The following is an 18,988-nucleotide window of genomic DNA, read 5'->3' as shown; positions in this document are numbered from 1 at the left end:
TCCGTCGAGGGGAACGTCACTGAAACATGCCGTCACCAACTCGTCGGCACGTAGGCTGATTTCCGCCGCGATGAAGCGGTGGGTGAGCTGGGGGACTGCAGCCTGGAGCTCGCGGTCCCGTCTACGCTGAGCGCGTCGGCGGTGGCCGTCGTCGCAGTAGTCGCGTGGGTGTCCGCCACCAGGACGCTGGACGATGGTCTTGCCGCAGTACCCGCACCCGGCCTCGCGTGAGGCGTCTGACATCCCTGCACCCCTCCCTTTACCCCGCCCACACGCCCGAGCGGGCCCGCCGGCGGCAGGTAGCGACCCGTGGGGGACCGCCGCGCGACGGTCCCCCACAGTGGTGGAGATCAGACCTGGCGCACGCGGACGTAACGCAGGTAGCTGCGCTTGGACAGCGCGACCAAGAGGCCGATCAGAGGCAGGACGAGCGGCCAGACGAGCGGCCAGAGGCCGGGCAGCTCCTCCCAGCCCGGCCACACCGTCGGGACCACGACGAGTCCCAGCAAGGTGAACAGGACGACGAAGAAGAGGCTGGCGCAGATACGCAGCTCATACAGATTCGCGCCGCGGGGTTTGGGACCCTCAGGGGCAGGGATAATCGGGAATGGAACGACCGGGGGAACATCAGGCTGTTCCCGGTTGCTTTCCACGGTCACAGTTAGACCTTTCAAGGGTTGACGATGGCCTGCCGGGCGGTCTCGGGCCTCACCCCGAGACCGCCTGCGCACAGCGTGCCATCACTCCGCTGCGCGCTGTCATTCCACATTAGCTGTACGGCGGAGTGCTTCACTCCCGTTTTCACTGCCCCGGGAAATTTTCCCAAGATGGGAAAGCATCCCGCATGCAACAGGCGATCGCTCGGGCTCCCTTAGCCTCAGATTTCGTTCATTCTGTTTGGCAATATGGTCAAGTCTGGCCGAGAAGATGTCATACATCTGCTTCAAGAATGGGCAATTCCGATCTCCACTCATCAGGTCCCCTGCTCAAAGGCCCTGCCGATCGATCAGGGAATGACAGGCCCTCTTCTCGGATCCGGAATCGTCACGTCCGATCCTCATGCACGAGCTAACGGGAATCAAGCAAACTTCGCGAATGCAATTTACAGTTACGGTGCGTGAGGCCCCCCTTCGGAAAACTTCACAGAGTACCCATTGCTCACTTCGGAGGGGCGTTGTGTCGCAACTGTGCGCTTTGCCTGCAAACGGCACTACGAGGCAGTAAGGGTCTTCGTGGGAACTGTCGTGACTTGTGTCACATCTGATGTGTTCGGCGGTTCGGTCGCTCTCGGCGGGTGAGCGTCTGCCGGCCCGTGCCCATCGCCCGGAGGGCCGGCCACCCTCGGCTTCACCCGACAGAACAACCAGGGCCCTTCTTATGGGCCAGCACTCGCAGCGATCGAGGCGGCGCGTTGTGATTGCCGTGTTGATCCGGTCGGCACGTGACGCGGTCTAGGGTGCTCGGATGGACGTGGGGGCGGTACTGATTTCGATCACTGGTGTAGCGGGAACTCTCGGGGGTGCGTTGCTTACCCAGCGGGGCGCCGACCGCGCCAAGAAGCGCGAGTTGGAGATGGTCCATGTCATCCAGGACGCTCGCGACAATCGTGAGCTACGCCGCAGCTGCTACACACAACTGCACCGGGAAGCCAGGCAGTTCGCCACGGCGCTCAGCCGGCACTTGTACGTCATGCGGGATCGCACGCTCGGGCAGGAGGACGTGTCGGCGTTGGAGGGAACCAAGGATGCCTACCGTGACCGGTGGTCCGAGGCCCTGATGGTTGCCCCCGACGCCGTGATTGTTCCGGCTCACGAACTGAACGAAGCGCTGACCGGGATCTACGGCCAAATCAAGCGCCTCGAACAGGGAAACCCCCGGCCGGGCGAGACCCTGCAGTCAGCCGCTGAAGCGCAGCATGCGCTCTGGCCTCTGATAAGCGTCACGAAAGAGGCGATGCGTCGTGATCTGGGCGTCACTGCAGACGCAGACGAGGAAACCACCCGTCGAACACCGTTGGCCTCCTCCAGCAACCCCACCAGCTTGACCAGAGATTTCGATAAGTCCTAGGCGAGCGAGGTACCAAGCGGCGAGGAGCGCCACCGGCATGTCAGTGGCGCTCCTCGCCGCTGCAGGACGGTCAGCCGCGGTTGGCGTTCTTCGGCAGCCCACCTCGGAAGTCGCATCCGGGGCATTCGTCCTCGCCCTGGATATGTCCCTCGTACCAGCCGTGGACGGCCGCGTGCAGGATCGCCTCCTCCATCGTGGCGTCGCCGCTGTGGACCGCTGCGATGGCGTTGCTGACGACTACCTGGAGCGCGGCGTTGTCGGGCGAGGGAAACGGCGGGGATGGCATTGGCGAGTCGGTCATGCCCTGAGCCTAGGGGGCAACGTGCCGTCAGTCAGTGGAATCGGCGTTCGCGGGCAGCTCGCCGGACCTGGTCAAACGGTGGATGCTGAGGCGAAATGCAGCAGAGCGAAGCCCAAGATCGTCGGAGAGGTCGTCGACGGACGTCTGGGGTGCTTCTCGTAGCCGGTGCAGGACGGCGCGGTCGTTGGCGGCGTCCTGGGACCGGCTGATCCGGTAGGCGCCGATGGCGCCGGCTGCGACCGCGAACAGGGCGATGCTGCAGGTGCCGTAGCGGTGGCGATGGCGGTGACCGCTCCGGCGGCGGCGACCAGGGAGGAACCGACGACGAACTTGTTCATGACGCTCCTTGTCCGGAGGCCGTCGGTGACGCGGGGGGAGCCGACTCGCCGTGCAGGTCACTGCGGAACCCCCGGCCGACCGGCTTCCAGCCCTGGAACGTGGCCGGCCTCCAGCGGGGCCGGTCCGGGACGGTGGTGTCGTCGGGCGCGGGCAGGGTGCCTCGGCTCTTGCGGTTGCGGGCGGCGCTGACGCTGATGCCCAGGTGGGCGGCGACCTCCGGGTACCCCCAGAGTTGCTGGTCGTCGGCCATCGTGTCCTCCTCGTTCGTCGGGATGAGCGTACGCAACGCGGCCGGGCGTACGGCAAGGCCGCCCCTGCCTGATCGGCGAGGGCGGCCTTGTGCGGTTTCGGTCAGACCTGGGCGAGGCGGTTCGAGAGGTCGAGGGCGGCGGTCGCGACTGCGAGGGCGGCGCTCAGCCCGAGCACCTCGTGGAGGGTCGGGCGGACCAGGCGCGGCCAGTCGTCCGGGGCGGCAGGCCAGGAGGCGAGATGCACCTCGGCGGTGGCCAGGCCCAGGTGGGCGGTGACGTCCCACCCTGCGACGGAGGCGGGCTCCCAGCTCAGGTGGATGCGGCCGAGGGCGATTCTCGGGGTTTCGGTGGCGAGCCAGGTGACGTCGAGTGGTCCGTCGGGCCGGGCGGAGACGCGCTGGACCAGCGCGCCTCGGACCCCGTTTGGCATGGGGCGCTCGGCGAGGCCGTGCAGCGGAAGGACGTGGGACGGGCGGGATCGAGACGAGATAGGAGCCTCCGAAGCTGTGGTCAGGCCCAGTCGAGGGCGTCGTTGACCGCGGTCGGGAGGTAGTCCTCCTGGCCGTCCTCGGCGATGAACGCCTTGCCGTCCCGGACGACCACGTCGGTCCCCACGTAGTGGGCGAAGGGGAAGTCGGGGTTGATGGCGAGGCGAATCGGAAGGCTGGGGTCGATGTTCTGGAGCTGGCGGAGCAGGTGGCCGACGGTCAGGTGAAGGGGCACGGGAATCTCCGAGAGTGGTGCGGGACGGCGGAGCCGGGGGAAGTCAGGAACCGTCGAGACGCAGCAGGTCGCGAACGGCCTTTGGTCCCTGGGTGTGGGTGGCGAGGTGCCGCTTGCGGCTCTCGCTGACGTAGCCCTTGCCGGACTGCTTCATCTCCCAGTCGCCGCACGAGCAGATGGCCTGCGTGTAGGCGCGACCGGGACAGTCGGGGTGGAGCGGCTTGCCGGAGCTGGTGTGCTTGTGGTCCGCCGGGCAAAGACTGTGATCGGCGTGGTGGTTGGTGAGCGGGGCGCGGAAGGGCATGGTCGATTCCTCGTGGGTGGGGTGGGGTGATCGGTCGGCCGGGGCGACGACTACCGGGTGTGCGCGGCCAAGAGGTCGCGCTGCCACTGGCGTCGTTCGGCATGACGCGCGGCACGGCGGCGGAGGCGCTTGGCGTGGCGGCCGTACTGGCCGGGGAGGCAGAAGCAGGTGCAGAGTCGGGCGTAGGAGCACTTGCGGCGGTAGCCGGGGCGGGTGGCCAGGAGCATGCGCACGGTCGGACGCCTCCCGGAGTCAGCGGGAGAGGCGGTAAGCGACCGCAGCACCGCTCTCCGGGAGCAGCAGGCCATCGCGGGTCAGGCGCTGGAGCGAGCTGCCGACCTGGTCCTCGTGCAGGCCGGTAGCGGCGCAGATCTGGGGGAGAGACGAGCCGGGGTTGCCCGCGAGGTGGGCAACGAGCTGGGTGTCGCGGCGACGCAGGTAGTCCAGGAAGCTGCCCGTGGTGTACGCCAGCACCGCCCCGCAGTAGGTCATGACGAGGCCGTGCACATCCGAGCCGGCGCCAGCGACGGCGTCGTAGACGCCGAACGCGCAGGCGCTCAGGCCGGTGGCCCGGTGCGTGATCCGGATCAAGTCGTCGCCGTAGATGGTCATATGCAGTGCGTGCCCTTTCGGAGAAGGGTGGGGAGACGGACCGGACCGACGAGGCGGGGTCCGGACGAGTGCCGGTGAACGGGGCGGGCCGCCACGGGCCCGCCCGGTGGTTCAGCGGGAGGAGTGGGCGACGAGGGCGGCGATGAACCCGGCGACGCCTTCGGAGGGGGTGTGGAGGCCGAACTCCTGCACCCACGGGTCGCCTTCGGTGGGCTGCACCCGGACCTGCCAGACGATGTTGCGCTTCCAGGCGGTGGGGTTCTCGGGGAGCCAGCCGACGTAGACCCGGCCGTCCGGGCTCATCGCGTGGACGTTGGCCTCCGGGGTGTCGACGAGTGTCCAGCCGAGGTTGTCGAGGAGGTCGAGCACCGTGTCCGCGCAGTGGTCGGAGGAGAGCCATTGGCGGTCTTCCACAGCGGGGCGGACGACGGCGGGAAGGAGGGCGGTGGAGGCGGTCACGGTTGCACGATCCCTTCGTTGACCTGCGGTTTTTCCCAACACCCGTACGTTGACATGCAGTGTGCCGAAGTACGTAGTCCGTTCCCGGGAAGTGGCGTCTGCCGTGGGCGAACTGGCGGACGTCAGCAGTTCGCCGGGGCCCGGGAATGGATCGGCGGACGCGGTTGTCCTATACGGGTTGCGGCAACGGGCTGCACGGAATCGAAGGGGGGAGCACGAGTGGCGGAGCCGAGCGGACACCGGGACGGCGCCGGGCTGGAGCGCAAGATCCTTGCGGCCGGGCGGCCGTGGACGGTGGGCGACATCGCGATGGTCGACGACGGCCAGTGGGCCGTCGGTTCGCAGTCCGACGGACGGCGGGACGAGGATGCGGTGGTGGAGGCCAGGATCGCAGAGGGGCGTCGCGTCGAGTTGACGGTGGAGGAGCTGGCCCGCGCGGTGAACTCCCGCATCGGGGACGCCCACCGCGACGAGGACCTCGCCTGACCGGACCGCTCAGCGGTGCGGCCCCCGTCCGGCCCCGGGCGGGCCGACAGCGGCCGAAGGAGCGGGCTGCTCGGGCAACCGGCCCAGGGCGGGCGAGGAATGCCCGGAGCGGGTGACAGCGGCCTGGGCCAGCCGGACTGCCGGGGCCCGGGCCGCGGGTGTGGCGGCTTCACGGGCCTTGATCACGCGCTGGATCGCCTGCAGATACGCACGGCTCTCCGTCTGGGCCATGCGGAGGTCGACCGACGCTCCGGTGATCTGGTCTTCTTCGTAGAAGCCCGGTACGTACCCAAGCGGGTCAGGGCGTGCAGACGGTCCTGGTGAACGGACACCGCGTGGTCGGTGACGTTCAGGGCCGTACGGGTATGCATGGCCGAGCGCAGGAGCGGGTCCGCGCAGGGGCTGCGGACCGCCAGGGCTTCCAGAGCGTCGATCGGATGGCCCCAGGCTTTCTCGATCATGGCGGTGGCCTGGTCGAGTGCGGTGGCGTCGGGCATGGCGGAACTCCCGTATTCGGAGGTGCTGTTCGGCGAAGCGAGGTCCCGGAGGGTCCGGGGTGGGAGTCAGCGGCTGCGGCGAGGAGCCGACGGGTTGAGCAGTGGCACGGCTGCGGGCACGGGGTTGGGTGCCCCGGTCCGTGTCGAAGTCGCGGTGCGACTGCGGGCGGCCATGACGCGGAGTTCGGCGGCAGTCCGCGGGGCGCGTGCGGCGCGATGGACGGCCTGGGTGACAGCGGTGCGCCGCACGTCGAGCGGGGTCGGAGCGCGGGAGACCGAGGGCTCGGCGGCCGGCACAGCCGGAGCGTCCGGGGCGGCTGGGGTCAGCGTGACCAGGTGCTCCATCTCGCGATCGATTTGATGCCGCTCACGGATCACCGGGGTCGAATCTGCCATGACGGCCGCGGTCGCGGCGATCAGGTGGGACGGGGTGCGGGTGGTGAACACCGCTTCCGCCCGAGTGCCCCAGCCCGGTGGACCGGCCCACAGGATGACGGCCTCGTCATCCGGGCCGTAGCTGCGCCTGTCGATTACGGCGCCGGCCTGGCCGTCGGGGGCGACGATCTCGACCGTGCCGGGCTTGATGGGGACGCCGCGCTTCCAGCCGGCGTCGGTCAGCGGCCGGGCGGCGTCTTCCCAGTAGCTCGACGGGTCCGCCAGGAAGCGTCCGTTGCTGTCGTAGGGGTCGGCCTCGGCGTAGTCGTGGGCCAGGGCGGTGGTGAGGCCGGCGACGATCTCGGACGGGGTGACGTGGTTGAAGGTGGCCGTCCAGCGGGTTGCTGAGGCGGCCTCCGTGGCCGCGCTGATCCTCCACAGCTCGAAGTCATCGCCGAACCAGCCGATCCGGATCCGCTGGTCGGGCGAGGTGACGAGGAGCTGGCAAGGCCCATCGTCGAGGTAGTGGTGTGGCCAGTGGGCGACGGGTGCGAAGCCGGCGTCGCCGGTCCCGTTGGAACCGGCCAGGTACATCGGACTGACCAGCACCTCCTCGTAGAGGTGCCGGGCATCAGGGGTGTGCATGTCGAAGCTCCGGGGCGTGGGGGAGAACGCGCCCGCGTGCAGCGGCACAGAGTGCTGGACTGCACGCGGGCGTCGGCCAATGAGGAGAGGCGGCGGGCTCTCGGCGTCATGACGGTCACCGACCCCGCCCCGGGGCTGACTGGGCGGTCACGGCCGCCGGCACCCGCGGCTCGGGCTGCGGGGCATGGCTGAAGAGAGTGCTCGGCGCGGCGGTGCTCCGGCGCAGGGCCGCTGAGGTCCGGCTGCTGTCCGACCCCAGCGGGACGCTCGTAAGGGTCCGCGTGGTCGCCCTGACGGAGGCCGGAGGTGCGGCGTTGTTCCGTGCGGCGACGGGGTTGCTCCAGCGCTCGGCGGCCGAGTAGACGGGGCCCAGTGCCCGACCGGCGTCGGTCAGGACGTAGGGGTCGCCGTGGCGCGGGCCTATGCGGGTGACCAGGCCGTCGGCCTGAAGTCGCTTGAGCCGATACCGGGTGAGGCCGTTGTCCAGACCGGCCTCCTCGGCGATGTGGACGAACCGCATGGGGCCGCCCTCATCGAGGAGCTGGATCACGGCGGTCGAATGCCGAAGATGCAGACGCCGCACGGCGTCCTCGACCCGTTCGGCTCCGGCCACCTTGCCGAGCGACAGGTAGTCCTGGGACCAGTCCGACAAGGCACGGTGCACCGGAGACAGCGACTTGCCGAGTGCGCTGAGCTGGTACTGAGCCCCGTGGCTGCCGTCGGCGCGGCTGACCAGTCCGTCCGAGCGCATCGTGGCCAGCCGCTGGGCGACGAGCTGCTGGCTGATGAAGGGGAGCCGGGCGGCGACCTCGCGCACACGCATGGGGCGGCCCTGCTGCGCCAGGGTCTGCGCCGACCAGGTGCTCCACTTCGGTGCTATCAGGGAGAGCGCGTCCTCGACGCGCTGAGCATCGAGCGAACCGATGGAGAAGGTGGGGGGCTGAGCGGGGGTGGGCATGGAAGGGTCCTATCGGGAAGGTCAGCGGGAGAGGCCGGGCTTTGCCGCGGGTGGCGGAGCTGCCGGGTTCGTCGACGGACGCGTTGGCGCCGTGCTTTGTGCGCCACGGTGCAGAGCCGCGGCGACACGGAGATCGGCACTGCATCCGGTGCGGAAGACGCTTTCGCCGAGTGTCGTGAGTGCTAGCCGCTGACCGAGACGCAGAGTGGTGCTGGTGTCGCGCTCGACCCATCCCGCCTCGTGCATCGTCAGTACCGTGGCGATGTCGAGGCGTTGCGCCCCCGCTTCGGTGGCGACACGGAGGCCGGAGCGCATTACGCGCTCTTTCAGCCACACCCTGCTGCGCTTGATCTCTTCGAGAGCACGCAACTGTTCGGGGGAGGGCGCCGGCGGCCCGGCCGTAGGTGTGCTCGCCATGCCCGATGTCGGCGCCGGCCTGTCTGGGGCGGATGCTTCCGAGTGCTCAGCAGCACCCGCACCGGGCAGAAGGCGCTGATATGCGGAGATCGCCCCGACGAGCTGGTCGTACGCCCGGTCCTGCTGGCTGAGAAGATCCCCGATCTTCGGGACGGCAGTCCGCAGCAACGCGTACGAGACCCGTGCACCGCGGAGTTCACCGCGACCAACGGGTTCGAGCAGCCGGAGAGCGTCCTTGGCCGCGTCCGTCACTCGGTTGTGTAGCTCGTCCAACTCGTGCGCGGCCCCGATCATCCGCGTCGCGGACTGGTACAGCGGTTCGCCGGGGCGGTGCGTGATGTTGGGCGTGCTGATTTCTGAGATGCCGAGCGTCTCGGCAACGAGATGTGTCCCGGGGTGTGTGTTCGCGTCGTACGGGTTCACTCTGCCGCCTCCATCCGGGCGAGCAGAGAACGGACCAGCGTGGGCAGGTCGTTGGGCCCGTCGCCGAGCCAGACGTGGTCGGTTGCCTCGTCGAGGACGTACGCGGCGTCTTCGAGGAGGCCGCTGGAGATCTCCATGCAGGCGTCGGTGATACGGGAGGCGGCGAGCAGCGACTCGGAGAGCACCTCGACGTAGTCGCCCGGCGGGAGGCCGGCAGCCTCGGCCGCGGTGCGGATCGCCGCCAACTCCAGCGCGCTGAAGGCGAAGTCGAACTCGCCGTCCGGCTCGGCGCCGGGCGTGGCGACGCCCGGGGCCCGGGGTTCGGTGGGGATGCCCGCGCGGGTGCAAATCTGGTCGACCGAGGTGGTCAGCTCGGCGAGGGACTCGGTGAGCCAACCCAGCGCGGCGGCGAAGGAGGCCAGCGTGAACAGGCCCGCCGGTGTAGCGGGCTCGACCAGCTCTTCGAGCTGGTCGTTCAGCTCGCAGACCACCTGGGGCCCGGCGGAGAGCGCACCCAGCACGGGGTGCAGGTAGGAACGGCTGGCGGCCGTCGAGTACTCGGCGGTGAGGATCCCGGAGACGCTCTGTGCGGCATCAGCGAGAAGGCCGGCCAGTTCAGTACGGGGCAGAGAGGTGCGGTCGGTGGTCATCGCTGGGGGGCCTTTCGGGGGGCTGCGCTCGTGGGCGGCACTGCTGAGGGAGAGGGGGCTGGGGCGGCCGTCGGGCGTTCGGCCACGAGGGAGGAGCGGGACTGGGCGGCCTGCACACGCGCCTCGGTGGAGGACACCAGCTCGGTGTCCTGCTGCCGGCCGGTGCGGAGGTGGGCCGAGCGGTAGACCGCGTAGTCCTTCCGACTGCCGGCGGCAACGAGATAGATCTCGCGCGTGTGATTCGAGGTGGGCGGGGCCGGGCGGAACTGGATGACCATCCGGTAGGAGACGGACGGGTCGACGAAGACCTTGTGGAAGCCCGAGAGGCGGCCCTTCAACGGCAGGCAGTCGTCGCTTCCGTGGACCAGGTTCTGCAGCTCCAGAAGAGCCAAGTCGCGTACACGATCCGGAAGTTCCCGCAGGTCCGCGATGGCATCGGGGTGCGCGGCGAAGGCGAAGCGGGCGCGGCTCACATCGACCTCCCAGAATCCGGCCGCGGAGCTGCTCCTGCCGACGGCGCCTGGAGGGCGCGGGTATCGAGGCCGGCCTTCGGTATCGCGGAAGCACCGGGGGAGCGGGCGAGGGCAGCGCGGGTCCGGAGGCCGGTGGCCTCGACGCGGTATTCCGGCGGACACGGCAGCGGGGTGCTCCGGTCGTCCAGCCAGCGGCGGGCCGTGACCTCGTCGGCGAAGGCACCCTCACGCATCGTGTACGTATGGGCTTCGCGGTCCCCTTCTTCGAGGAAGACGCGAATCGGTGCCTGATCGGTGTGGGAGTCGCGGGTCAGCGTCCACGTCTCGCAGGGGTCGAAGTCCCAGGTCTGGGTGTCGAGGACCTCGTAGCGAGAGCCTGACTCTCGAATCTGCTGTTCGACCCGGACCGTGAGGTTGTCGGCGGGCTTCATGAAGCCGTCGCCGACCCGAGCGATGCGCCCGGGCGGGCATCCGTGCTCGATCAACCAGCTCTGGGCGAAGGACACCGTGGCGTGGTAGCTCGTCTCCAGGGTGAAGGTGTTCAGGCTGGGATCCCGCGCGATCTTGATCGCGGATACCTGTGGCCTGCCGGGAACACCCCACGTGACCGACCCGTCGTGGGCGACCACATAGCCGTTGGCGGTCGTGTGGTGTTCAGCCAGGACCGTCAGGTCACCGGACCAGAGCCGCTGCTCGACGTACTCGGAATCCGCGTCGGCGGGCACGAGATCGTCGAGGTGGAAGTCGAGTACGTCCCTCATGCCGCCGGTCCCAACTGCTCGGGCACGGGCGTGGTCAGCACGCGATGGTTGGGCCGGGTGGGGCTCGTCGTGCACGCGGCGAAGGGGCCGTCGGGAGCACGGAGGTGGGCCAGGGCCTGGTCCAGGTGGTCGCGGTGCCAGGTCGAAGGACCGGACAGGCCGGCCTGCGCATCAGTGAACTGCTGCCACGCGAGCCAGAGGGCGTGCAGCCGCGCGACGGCCTCGGGGTGTTCGTGCCACTGCGCGCACCACGGACGATTCGTGCTGATCTCCCGGCCGTACACGGGGAGGAAGAGGTGGTTCACCCAGTCGCTGAGTGCCACGAGTTCGGCAGCGTATGCCTTGCCGCCCAAGGCGAGGATGAACACCGAGGCGGGGCCGTCTGCCTGCTCGTCGTCCGCCGCCTCGGCTTCCGGAGCGCCGTCCGTGGCCGGACTGGCCGCGGGTATGGGGTCGGGCTCGGAGCCGAGGCGGTCGAGGATGACGCCGTGCTGCCGGACCTCGGCCATGGTCTTGGCGAGGGTGCTGGCGAGGTCGTCGAGGTCCCCGTCGGGGACGCGGAACGGCTCAGGGCCGGGGTTGGGGGTGGTCGGGCCGGTGTCGGACATCGGGGCTTTCTCCATCTGTGAGACGGCGACATGCCCCAGAGGATGCGGAGAATCCGCGGTTTGGCCCGGCCGGAAAAACCCGGTAGTGGAGCGCTACACGGCCGTGCAGCGCGGGCACCGCGGGAAGGGCGGTGTCAGCAACTGCACGGCTCGTGCAGCCTGTTGGGGAACGACACCGTTGCCGAGCGCGGTGAGCTGAGCCGGTCGTCCGAGCCCGGGGATGGCGGTGACCCAGCCGTCATCGAGGCCCTGCATCCACTCGACGAAGTCGGCACGGAGCCGACCGCCCGCATCGGTGGGCTCGGGTGCGGGACGGGTGAGCGTCTCCCATCGGGCGATGGCGGCTGCGTATACGCCCCATCGGTCTGCTCGGCTCCCGGAGCCGATTCCGTCCAGAGCGGCAGGACCACCGCCGACAAGGAAGGGCGCCACCCTTTCCCACAGCGGTGGGCCGCTGTGCTCGTGTCGCCGGCCTGTGGCGCTGGCAACAGCGACGCCGCTGCATTCGGCAGGGTCAAGTCCCCATTGCCATTCCGCTGATTGGGCGACCCCTTGATCCCGTCCGATGCCTTCGGGGTCGGCAGGAGCAGCCACTCCACCTCGTCCGCCAGGTTCGGCCCGTGACCGCCGCTCTTCCGCTTGGCGGGGTGCTGTGAGCCGCCGTTCTTCGCGAGGTTGCTGGTCGGCGTCTTGAGCAGGGTGCTCGGCGGGCCAGGCGACGAGGAAGGTCCGCTCGCGACGGTGCGGTGCTCCGACGTCCGAGGCACGAAGCACGAGCCACCGTGCGTCGTACCCGAGGTCGGCCAGGGATCCGAGTACGGCACCGAGTGCCCGCAAAGGAGGCTGACCTGGGGTGTCTCCCAGACACCACGGACAGGGTTCCACGTCGCCAGGGGAACCGGCGGGGGAGGTGAGGAGGCCGCGCACATTCTCGATCACAACCAGGCAGGGGCGGAGGGCCTCGACCGCACGGGCTACGTGCAGCCACAGCCCTGAACGGGTCTGGGAGTTGAGTCCGGCCCGTCGGCCGGCGACCGAGACGTCTTTGACAGGGGAAGCCCGCCGTCAGGACGCACACCCGGGGGACGGCGGCCCAGTCGACGGCCGTGATGTCGCCCAGGTTGGGCACGCCAGGCCAGTGCCGGGCCAAGATCCGCGAGGCATCCGGATTGACCTCGGCGTGCCAGGCCAGCGTGCCCCCGAGGACGGACTGCACCCCGAGGTCCAGCCCGCCGTACCCCGAGCAGAGCGAACCGACCAGCGGAGGGCGCGCGACGGAGGTCTCCATGTCACCGGCCCCGAGTGATCCGGTCGGCAGCAGCTGCTGATGCCGGAGTGGTAGCGGGAGGTGCAGTGGGAGCGGGAGCCGCGGTCGTGGACCGGCTGCGGGCGGCCTGAACCCGCGCGGACGGGGGCGAGATCGTCGCCGAAGCGGCGTGAAGGGAGTCGGCGACTTCGCGGAGGGCTGTGTGCGCCTTGCGGAGGACGCCTTCCGCCACCCGCGTCGCACCCTCCCGAGCATCCCGGGCATCAGGCTGGTCACGGAGGTGCTCGGTCTGGTCCAGGAACGAGTACAGATGGACCGCCGCGCCCAGAGCGGATGCCGCCTCGCCGGCGGGCGCCACAACGGCGGCGAAGCTCGTGATCACACTCGCGCTGTGGGGTGCCTGGTTCTCGGAGTTGGCGCGGAAGAGAACCTGGTCGCCCAGGGTGGTGATCAGAGTTCCGAGCTGGGAGATCTGCCGTGCGACGGCCACGGTGTCGGGCGAGCGGTCGCCGGGGACAGGCAGCGTGTTGCGCTGTGCATCGAAGGCGGATGCGGTGGCGCGCAGGGCGCAGGCATCGGCCACAGGTGTGTTGTTCACGGGTGAATCCCAAGGAGGAGGACGGGCAACGGGCGGGAGGGAGGAGATTTCAGCCGTGTCCGCGCGAGGGCGGTCGCACGGCGGCCGGGCTGGGGGTAGAGCCCGATGGTGCCGAGGGCGGCGAGACCGGGCGCGGTGTACTGCGGGCGAGGGCGGCGTGCACCTGCGCAGAAGGGGGCCCGTTCGGCAAAGGAGCCGGGGGTGTCGGAGCGGGGTGTCCTTTCGCGGACTGCCAGCGGGTGCGCACTTCGTCGAGGGGACCGAGCGCGTGCAGCGCGTGGTTGATGAGCCGCCCGGGAGCCAGGGCCTCGTTCTCCGCCAGCGCTCGGATGACGCGGGCGGAGGCTGCCGCGGTGCGGGTGACGGAGGAGCGCATCACCTGCTCGCCGAGCCATTCGGCGCTGCCAGGACCCATGCCGTCGCAGATGGCGGCGAGCTGGCCGGGCGACAGCGTGCCGTCGGCCAGCAGGCCGCGTCGCTGGGCCTCCCAGAGCAGGGTGATCCGGTCGATGGGCTCGCCCCGGTGATGCAGTGCACCGAGACACCGGTAGACCTCCCCGCAGGCGGGGTCGGCGAAGTCGGCCGGCCGCAGCCAGCCCACCACCTCGTCCATGCCCTTCGGCCGCTCGGCCAGGACGCCGAGAAGGACCTGCTCCTCCTCGGCGCCCGTTGCCCAACCGGGCGGCGGAGCTGCGGCCGGACTGGAGGCTGGCGGGATACCAGGGTCTACGGGGCGTGGTTCGGTGCCCCAACGTCGTGCGAGATCGTTGAGCACGTCGCGGAGCACGTCCGCACAGCGCACCGCTCCCTCGACGTCTCCTTGCAGGGCGTCGGCGCGGGCAGCCTGGTGCAGGCGGATCGCGTGCGCGGTGATGCTGCGGTGGATCGCGCCCTCCAGCACCATGCGCCCGTACACGGGAGCATGCCCGGGGCGGGGACACGCGGAGATCAGGGTGTGAGCGTGCGACGCGGTCAGCCCGCGGACGTGTTGTCCCGCCTCCGCCACGGTGTCGGTCACCCACGACAGCGGGACGGAGTCCTCGGCCGTCGATGCCGGGTGGCGGTCGGCGTGGAGCTTGCGCATCGCGGCGAACAGGGCCCGGTGCACGGGCCGGTGGAAATGCTCCGGGGCGAGCCAGCCGAGCTGTCGAAGCTGGCCGGGGTCGAGCAGGACCGCGCCGAGCACCGCCTGCTCGGCTTCCAGCAGCGGACTCATCGACGCCTCCCATCGGGACGGGCCGGAGGCTGGCCCTGCTGGACGGGGCGACCGGCGACAGCCTGGTCGGCTGCCGCCATCGCGGTGGCGAAGCGGTTCAGCTGGCCGGTGAACACCGGATCCGTGATGGCGACGGAGCCGGACGTGGCGACCAGCCACCACCGGCCATCGCGCCGGACGGCCGGTGACTGCCCGAGAGGTCCGGAGCGCGCCGGGGACGGGAGGGCAGTCATGCCGCCTGCCCAAAGTCGTCACGGGTCTTGGCCTGGGCCCGCTCGGTGATGGCCCTCGTCGCGCGGACCGAGGTCGCACCGATCACCTTGGCGGACCGCTCCTTGTACCAGGGCTTCAGGTCGAGCATGGCAACCCGGATGCCGGTGGCCAGGAGCAACGCCTTGCCCTTGGGGAGGGCACGGATCACATCGGGCGGCAGAATCCGCTCGGTACGCATGCTCACCGTCGTGGACTTGCCGCCCTCGCTCATCGACACCGACGTGGTCTGGACCTCGTGATCACCGCCCTGCCGACTGATCCGGTCGGCGAAGTCGGCATCATCCACGCCGGATCCGACGATCTTGATGGTGGCGGCCGACCAGAGCGCGTCCATCCCGGCATCGCCCCAGCACCGCTGCCCCTGACGGTAGGACTGCAGGATCGTCATCGGGATCACACCCCGGGAACCCAAGTGGCTGTACAAATCCGGGAGATCGGAGATCCGGCACACGTTGGCGGCCTCATCGAGTACGCACAGGGCGGGCGGGTCGAGCCGTCCGCCGGAGCGCTCGGCGACGATCACCGCGGCACGCATCACGGCGTCGGCCGCAGCGGCGATGATCGCGCTCGCGCTGCCGCCGCCGTCCTTGCTGAGCAGGTACAACGTGTCGCGGGAGGTGGCGAAGCGGGCGGGCTTGAACTCGGGAAGGTCCGGGCTGGGGGTGACCCAGGCAACGACCTCCGGATCGAGCAGACAGCTCGCGTACTGCCGCGCTGTCTCGAAGATGCCGTCGCGGGTCTCGGTCGCGCCGGAGACGGTTCCCTGGAGCTGGGCGGCGACCGCTTCGTGGCCGGCCTCGGTGAGCAGGTCCACCGGGGTGCGGTCGGCGGGCGAGGCGAGCCAGGCCGAAACGTCGGTGATCGGCCGCCGGTGGCTGGCGGCAGCCAGGAACAGCGCGCCCAAGGTGTTGGACGCGGCGGTGGACCAGAAGTCGGTGCCATTCGACTCGTCCACGCTCGCGGCGGCGAAGTGCCCGGCGAGCCGCTTTGCCCCGGCCAGGTCGCGGGCGTCGGCCAGGATGTCCCACCACATCTCGCGCGGGTGGTGGGCGATCTGCTGGGGGTCGAGGGCCCAGATCGTGCCGACCTCGGCGCGCGCGTCCACCGTCGCGGTGAAGGCATCGTTGGCCGCCTTGTTGCTGGTGAGCAGGACCGGGCCGGGCGCCGCGAGGATCGCGGGGATGGCCAGGGTGGAGGTCTTGCCGCTGCGCGGGGCCATGATCGCGACGATCACGTCCTCCCAGGACGCGCGGACCTTGGCCCGCCCCCGGGAGAGGGTGCCGAGCAGGACGCCGCGGTCAGCGGGAGCGACCTCTTTTACACTCCCGGCCGCTCAGGGACGGCCGCAGGCTCCGGGCCTTGGCGGTGATCTGCTTGTCCAGCAGCGGGGCGAGGTCGCCCTTCCCGGCGAGGCCCTTCTGCGCGCCGCCACGCAGCCGCACCCACAGCACCAGGCCGAGGACGGCGAGGCCGACGGACAGCACGCCGGGAATGATCCGCGCGCCGACCAGCAGGGCCGTCGGGCCCAGGTGCGGCCACAGAGCCTCGGGACGAAGCAGCGCCTCGGTGACCGCAAACGGGGTCCAAGGACCGATGCCGACGGCGGAGTTAATGATGTTGCCGGTCAGCCAGGCGAACGAGCCGAAGGTGAACGCGAGGCTGAGTATGGCGAAGAGGAGGTAGAGGAGCGCGTCCGACCCGGTGGTGGTCGAGGGCGCGCTGGTACGCGGTGCGGGCATGAGCGTGGTTCCTGAAAGTGAGCGGGCGGCGGGGCGGGGCGCGCTCGGCTCTCGTGCAGTTCATGGGGTCACTCCTGGGGCTCGAAAGGAAACGTTTCAGCGAGGTCGGCCGGCGGGGCGCGACGCGGGCGGAGGCGGCGCGGCTGCCGGTCGACGGCGTGGGGCCGGCGTGCGGTGAGAACGTACGGGCGGCGCGCTGCCGATCCGCTTCGGGACTGCGACCGGACGACGGTGCGGGGATCGCTTCCGCGCCGAGGACGTCGTCGAGCAGCTCCCTCGTCCGCAGGACGTTGACCCTCTCGTGGAACCTGGGGTCGGTGCGCTCGGCAGGACACACGGCGATCGCGTCCGCAGCACTCTCCAACTGCTCCTGAACATCGAAGGTCAGCGGGTGCGGGAGAAGGCGATGCGCGGGTCGACAGGCCGGGCCGTCGCAGCAGAGGTAGCGGGAGAGGCAACCGGCGCTGTGCCCGGGAGGCCGGCGCGGGCTGGGCTGGCGGCGAGCGCGGCGGCGCTGATCGGGGACGCGTGTGTGGTGAAGCCCGGGTCGCGCCCGTGGTTCGCCGCCGTTGCGGGCGTCGGGCGGCGGCGCGTTGCCGCGTCCTGAGCGAGGGCGGGCTGGGCCGCGACCTGGAGACCGGACCGGTGCATCGACACCGTGGCGGTGGCGACCTTCTCCAGGGCGTCGCTGCGGTCGATGGTGACGGGCAGCGTGTAGATGTCCAGGGCCCGGTCGTGCCGCCAGCCGTGCTCTTCCAGGAGCCGACCGCCGAGCGCGCGGGCGCGGTCATCGGTGGCCGCGACGATGCCGAGCTGCGGATGCTCGGCGAACGCGACGTCGGGCTCTATGCGCGGGGTCCGGTCACGGGAAGGAGCCGCTTCGGGGGCCAGTGAGGGGTCGAACGCGGAGTCCACGTCGACCTGGTAGCCGGCCTTGCGCAGCATCGCGACGGCCCGGGTGACGCGCCCCTGTCCGTCACGCTGTTGATCGGCCAGCGCGTAGAGCGTCGGGTGATCCGGGACGGGGTGGAAGTCGAACCCCTTCAGCACCCACGCGCTGGCTGCAAGGTACTTCGGGTTCGCGGCGACGATGCCGTAGTCGGGGTGACGGCCGAATGCGACGTCGGGAAGCGAATCGTGATCGGGGGCGGGCATAGCTGATCCATCCGGTACTGGCTCGGCGACAGGGGCGGTCGAGGGCCGGGATGGTTCTGCTGGTGCGGGACATGGGGGACTCCGAAGAAGGAACGAGGGCCGGGCGACAGCGAGCAGGCGTGCGGCCGAAGCCGCTGGCAGGTGCTGGGACCGCGCGCCGTCCGGCCGCGTTGAGATGAGGATCCGGGGATCGGCCGGTTTGGCCGCGCCGCAAGTCGGTGATATGCGCGTCAGCGGGAACGACCTGGGGCCATCGGAGTCGGCGCCGGGGGCGCAGCAGGCGAAGCGGGCAGGGCCCCGCGGTCGCCGGCGGCGGATCGCGTCAGGGCCACCCGCGCACGGTCGGTCCGCGAGGGCTGACCGGAATCCGCCCGGCCCGCCAGGTAGTCGGCAGCCCGAACCAGCGCCGGACCCTGGAACGACAGCTCATCCGCGTACCGCCAGCCGTCGGCATTCCGGATCCGCTCCGCTCGGCTCTCGTAGATCGCCCGTGAGCCCGGAAGAGAGGCATCCATGAGCGCCATGATCTGGTCCCACTCGTGCCGGAGCTGGCCTGCTCGCGCCAGCGTGGTGTCGATCCCGCGCAGCCGCCGGAGGTCTTCGCTGATCGGCCCCTCGACGTAGTCGGCGCCGCTGGCGGTGGCGCGGACACCGGCCAGCACCTCGGGACCGTGGGCGAGGAAGACCTCGACGTGCTGCCACGCTTCGGCGTCGCGCGTCACCTTGCCATCCGGGTAGCTCTCCTCATTGATGGGCCAGCCGTCGCGGTCGCAGAACGAGTCCGAGACTGCGTCCCAGGCATCGGATGCCCGCTCGATGCCGGCAGCGGCCGAGGCAGCGCCGGGACGTGTCGCCGCCACGCCAGGTGATCGGTGATCGCCGGGGACCGGTTCTCAGCGGATGCGGGAGAAGTGGGAGAAGTGGACATGATCGTTCCTTGTTCTGTGCCGGTCGTCACCGCGAACGCGGCAGTGAACGGACAGGGGGCGACGGCAGGGGAGCAGGTGCCTCGGTCGGACCGACGCGCGCCCCTCGTGCTGAGGCGGCCGGGGAGGCGCGGGCTGCCGCTGCCGCTCGGTGCGAGCCGGAGCGGATCTCGTGGGCCATGCCCTCCCTCACGAGGTGCAGCTCTTCGCCGAGGTCGGTCAGGCGCCCGGCGAGGACGTCCAGTTCGGCGGCGCTGCCGCGGGCGCCGTGAGCGCGGCACCACTCGGAGGCGGTTTCGAGCATCTGGTGCAGCCCGGCCACCGTGCCGACGTCCCCTGTGACGGCGGTGGAGAACAGCTCGTCGAACTCCTCGGGCCGGGCGGCGGCAAGACGGTCGTTCCAGCAGGCCGACAGGCCGCCGATGTCCGAACTTCCGGTCGACATGCGGACTTCTCCCAGCGTTC

At 70.4% G+C, this 18,988-nt stretch carries 23 protein-coding genes and 4 pseudogenes; 2 read left to right on the top strand and 25 right to left on the bottom strand.

Features of this window, described 5'->3' with window-relative positions:
* Positions 1–350: 350 nt before the first annotated feature.
* Entirely contained in the window at positions 351–659 is a 309-nt protein-coding gene (locus IEY78_RS20130; RefSeq protein WP_189100226.1) for a hypothetical protein, read from the bottom strand.
* 805 nt (positions 660–1,464) lie between these two features.
* Between IEY78_RS20130 and IEY78_RS20125 the strand changes: the two genes are divergently transcribed.
* Positions 1,465–2,067 carry a hypothetical protein gene (locus tag IEY78_RS20125; RefSeq protein ID WP_189100225.1) on the top strand — a complete coding sequence of 201 codons (603 nt, stop codon included), beginning with the start codon at positions 1,465–1,467 and terminating at the stop codon, positions 2,065–2,067.
* 70 nt (positions 2,068–2,137) lie between these two features.
* Here IEY78_RS20125 and IEY78_RS20120 read toward each other — a convergent pair whose 3' ends face one another.
* The 8 genes from IEY78_RS20120 to IEY78_RS20085 form a co-directional block, all read right to left on the bottom strand.
* Positions 2,138–2,368, bottom strand: coding sequence for a hypothetical protein (locus IEY78_RS20120; RefSeq protein ID WP_189100224.1), 231 nt, complete (start codon positions 2,366–2,368; stop codon positions 2,138–2,140).
* Between the two features lie 334 nt (positions 2,369–2,702).
* On the bottom strand, positions 2,703–2,957 hold the full coding sequence (locus IEY78_RS20115) for a MarR family transcriptional regulator (protein ID WP_189100223.1): 255 nt from the start codon (positions 2,955–2,957) through the stop codon (positions 2,703–2,705).
* Positions 2,958–3,058: 101 nt separating this feature from the next.
* Positions 3,059–3,388 (bottom strand): esterase, encoded by a 330-nt coding sequence (locus tag IEY78_RS20110; RefSeq protein WP_189100222.1) that lies wholly within the window; start codon positions 3,386–3,388, stop codon positions 3,059–3,061.
* Positions 3,389–3,468: 80 nt separating this feature from the next.
* The gene (locus tag IEY78_RS20105; protein ID WP_189100221.1) at positions 3,469–3,681 is read right to left on the bottom strand and encodes a hypothetical protein; all 213 of its coding nucleotides are present in this window, start codon (positions 3,679–3,681) and stop codon (positions 3,469–3,471) included.
* Positions 3,682–3,724: 43 nt separating this feature from the next.
* Positions 3,725–3,985: a hypothetical protein gene (locus IEY78_RS20100; protein ID WP_189100220.1), complete on the bottom strand. Its 261-nt coding sequence runs from the start codon at positions 3,983–3,985 to the stop codon at positions 3,725–3,727.
* Positions 3,986–4,035: 50 nt separating this feature from the next.
* A complete protein-coding gene (locus IEY78_RS20095; RefSeq protein WP_189100218.1) occupies positions 4,036–4,218 on the bottom strand; it encodes a hypothetical protein in 183 nt (60 codons plus the stop codon).
* Between the two features lie 19 nt (positions 4,219–4,237).
* Positions 4,238–4,597, bottom strand: coding sequence for a MarR family transcriptional regulator (locus tag IEY78_RS20090; protein WP_189100216.1), 360 nt, complete (start codon positions 4,595–4,597; stop codon positions 4,238–4,240).
* A 111-nt stretch (positions 4,598–4,708) separates the two neighbouring features.
* The gene (locus IEY78_RS20085; protein WP_189100214.1) at positions 4,709–5,056 is read right to left on the bottom strand and encodes an SPDY domain-containing protein; all 348 of its coding nucleotides are present in this window, start codon (positions 5,054–5,056) and stop codon (positions 4,709–4,711) included.
* A gap of 219 nt (positions 5,057–5,275) precedes the next feature.
* On the opposite strand from IEY78_RS20085, the gene IEY78_RS20080 reads away from it, so the two are divergent.
* Entirely contained in the window at positions 5,276–5,542 is a 267-nt protein-coding gene (locus IEY78_RS20080) for a hypothetical protein (protein ID WP_189100211.1), read from the top strand.
* 182 nt (positions 5,543–5,724) lie between these two features.
* Here IEY78_RS20080 and IEY78_RS34535 read toward each other — a convergent pair whose 3' ends face one another.
* The 16 genes and pseudogenes from IEY78_RS34535 to IEY78_RS20000 form a co-directional block, all read right to left on the bottom strand.
* Positions 5,725–6,039, bottom strand: coding sequence for a hypothetical protein (locus tag IEY78_RS34535; protein WP_229700066.1), 315 nt, complete (start codon positions 6,037–6,039; stop codon positions 5,725–5,727).
* A 66-nt stretch (positions 6,040–6,105) separates the two neighbouring features.
* Positions 6,106–7,059, bottom strand: coding sequence for an SPDY domain-containing protein (locus tag IEY78_RS20070; RefSeq protein WP_189100209.1), 954 nt, complete (start codon positions 7,057–7,059; stop codon positions 6,106–6,108).
* Positions 7,060–7,174: 115 nt separating this feature from the next.
* The gene (locus IEY78_RS20065; protein ID WP_189100207.1) at positions 7,175–8,017 is read right to left on the bottom strand and encodes a winged helix-turn-helix transcriptional regulator; all 843 of its coding nucleotides are present in this window, start codon (positions 8,015–8,017) and stop codon (positions 7,175–7,177) included.
* Between the two features lie 21 nt (positions 8,018–8,038).
* On the bottom strand, positions 8,039–8,857 hold the full coding sequence (locus IEY78_RS20060; protein ID WP_189100205.1) for a large ATP-binding protein: 819 nt from the start codon (positions 8,855–8,857) through the stop codon (positions 8,039–8,041).
* Complete coding sequence (locus IEY78_RS20055) at positions 8,854–9,507, bottom strand: hypothetical protein (RefSeq protein WP_189100203.1); 654 nt, start codon at positions 9,505–9,507, stop codon at positions 8,854–8,856. Before IEY78_RS20055 ends, IEY78_RS20060 begins: the two co-directional genes overlap by 4 nt.
* A complete protein-coding gene (locus IEY78_RS20050; RefSeq protein ID WP_189100201.1) occupies positions 9,504–9,980 on the bottom strand; it encodes a hypothetical protein in 477 nt (158 codons plus the stop codon). Before IEY78_RS20050 ends, IEY78_RS20055 begins: the two co-directional genes overlap by 4 nt.
* Complete coding sequence (locus tag IEY78_RS20045; RefSeq protein WP_189100199.1) at positions 9,977–10,741, bottom strand: glycosyl hydrolase; 765 nt, start codon at positions 10,739–10,741, stop codon at positions 9,977–9,979. Before IEY78_RS20045 ends, IEY78_RS20050 begins: the two co-directional genes overlap by 4 nt.
* Positions 10,738–11,349: a DUF4913 domain-containing protein gene (locus IEY78_RS20040; protein WP_189100198.1), complete on the bottom strand. Its 612-nt coding sequence runs from the start codon at positions 11,347–11,349 to the stop codon at positions 10,738–10,740. The genes IEY78_RS20045 and IEY78_RS20040 overlap by 4 nt, the downstream gene beginning before the upstream one ends.
* A 93-nt stretch (positions 11,350–11,442) precedes the next feature.
* Positions 11,443–12,342: pseudogene (locus IEY78_RS20035) on the bottom strand (DNA cytosine methyltransferase); the annotation flags it as partial.
* Between the two features lie 121 nt (positions 12,343–12,463).
* Positions 12,464–12,637: pseudogene (locus IEY78_RS34860) on the bottom strand (DNA cytosine methyltransferase); the annotation flags it as partial.
* Between the two features lies 1 nt (position 12,638).
* On the bottom strand, positions 12,639–13,214 hold the full coding sequence (locus tag IEY78_RS20030; RefSeq protein ID WP_189100197.1) for a hypothetical protein: 576 nt from the start codon (positions 13,212–13,214) through the stop codon (positions 12,639–12,641).
* Positions 13,215–13,263: 49 nt separating this feature from the next.
* Positions 13,264–14,430 carry a DnaB-like helicase N-terminal domain-containing protein gene (locus IEY78_RS20025; protein ID WP_189100195.1) on the bottom strand — a complete coding sequence of 389 codons (1,167 nt, stop codon included), beginning with the start codon at positions 14,428–14,430 and terminating at the stop codon, positions 13,264–13,266.
* A 229-nt stretch (positions 14,431–14,659) separates the two neighbouring features.
* Positions 14,660–16,442: pseudogene (locus tag IEY78_RS20020) on the bottom strand (type IV secretory system conjugative DNA transfer family protein).
* 384 nt (positions 16,443–16,826) lie between these two features.
* On the bottom strand, positions 16,827–17,597 hold the full coding sequence (locus IEY78_RS20010) for a hypothetical protein (RefSeq protein WP_189100190.1): 771 nt from the start codon (positions 17,595–17,597) through the stop codon (positions 16,827–16,829).
* A 230-nt stretch (positions 17,598–17,827) separates the two neighbouring features.
* A pseudogene (locus IEY78_RS20005) lies at positions 17,828–18,462 on the bottom strand (hypothetical protein).
* An 89-nt stretch (positions 18,463–18,551) separates the two neighbouring features.
* The gene (locus IEY78_RS20000; protein WP_189100188.1) at positions 18,552–18,968 is read right to left on the bottom strand and encodes a hypothetical protein; all 417 of its coding nucleotides are present in this window, start codon (positions 18,966–18,968) and stop codon (positions 18,552–18,554) included.
* Positions 18,969–18,988: the final 20 nt, after the last annotated feature.

The sequence above is a fragment of the Streptomyces kronopolitis genome (assembly GCF_014646275.1).
Lineage (GTDB): Bacteria > Actinomycetota > Actinomycetes > Streptomycetales > Streptomycetaceae > Streptomyces > Streptomyces kronopolitis.
Note: the sequence above shows the minus strand (reverse complement) of the source record. Positions and strands in the feature narration are given on the sequence as shown.

Bases quoted from the DNA above. Each gene is read 5' to 3' on its own strand.
- IEY78_RS20090 (WP_189100216.1), bottom strand. From the start codon at position 4,597: ATGACCATCTACGGCGACGACTTGATCCGGATCACGCACCGGGCCACC.
- IEY78_RS20055 (WP_189100203.1), bottom strand. From the start codon at position 9,507: ATGACCACCGACCGCACCTCTCTGCCCCGTACTGAACTGGCCGGCCTT.
- IEY78_RS20040 (WP_189100198.1), bottom strand. From the start codon at position 11,349: ATGTCCGACACCGGCCCGACCACCCCCAACCCCGGCCCTGAGCCGTTC.
- IEY78_RS20045 (WP_189100199.1), bottom strand. From the start codon at position 10,741: ATGAGGGACGTACTCGACTTCCACCTCGACGATCTCGTGCCCGCCGAC.
- IEY78_RS20115 (WP_189100223.1), bottom strand. From the start codon at position 2,957: ATGGCCGACGACCAGCAACTCTGGGGGTACCCGGAGGTCGCCGCCCAC.
- IEY78_RS34535 (WP_229700066.1), bottom strand. From the start codon at position 6,039: ATGCCCGACGCCACCGCACTCGACCAGGCCACCGCCATGATCGAGAAA.
- IEY78_RS20125 (WP_189100225.1), top strand. From the start codon at position 1,465: ATGGACGTGGGGGCGGTACTGATTTCGATCACTGGTGTAGCGGGAACT.
- IEY78_RS20100 (WP_189100220.1), bottom strand. From the start codon at position 3,985: ATGCCCTTCCGCGCCCCGCTCACCAACCACCACGCCGATCACAGTCTT.
- IEY78_RS20010 (WP_189100190.1), bottom strand. From the start codon at position 17,597: ATGCCCGCCCCCGATCACGATTCGCTTCCCGACGTCGCATTCGGCCGT.
- IEY78_RS20070 (WP_189100209.1), bottom strand. From the start codon at position 7,059: ATGCACACCCCTGATGCCCGGCACCTCTACGAGGAGGTGCTGGTCAGT.
- IEY78_RS20110 (WP_189100222.1), bottom strand. From the start codon at position 3,388: ATGCCAAACGGGGTCCGAGGCGCGCTGGTCCAGCGCGTCTCCGCCCGG.
- IEY78_RS20065 (WP_189100207.1), bottom strand. From the start codon at position 8,017: ATGCCCACCCCCGCTCAGCCCCCCACCTTCTCCATCGGTTCGCTCGAT.
- IEY78_RS20000 (WP_189100188.1), bottom strand. From the start codon at position 18,968: ATGTCGACCGGAAGTTCGGACATCGGCGGCCTGTCGGCCTGCTGGAAC.
- IEY78_RS20025 (WP_189100195.1), bottom strand. From the start codon at position 14,430: ATGAGTCCGCTGCTGGAAGCCGAGCAGGCGGTGCTCGGCGCGGTCCTG.
- IEY78_RS20120 (WP_189100224.1), bottom strand. From the start codon at position 2,368: ATGACCGACTCGCCAATGCCATCCCCGCCGTTTCCCTCGCCCGACAAC.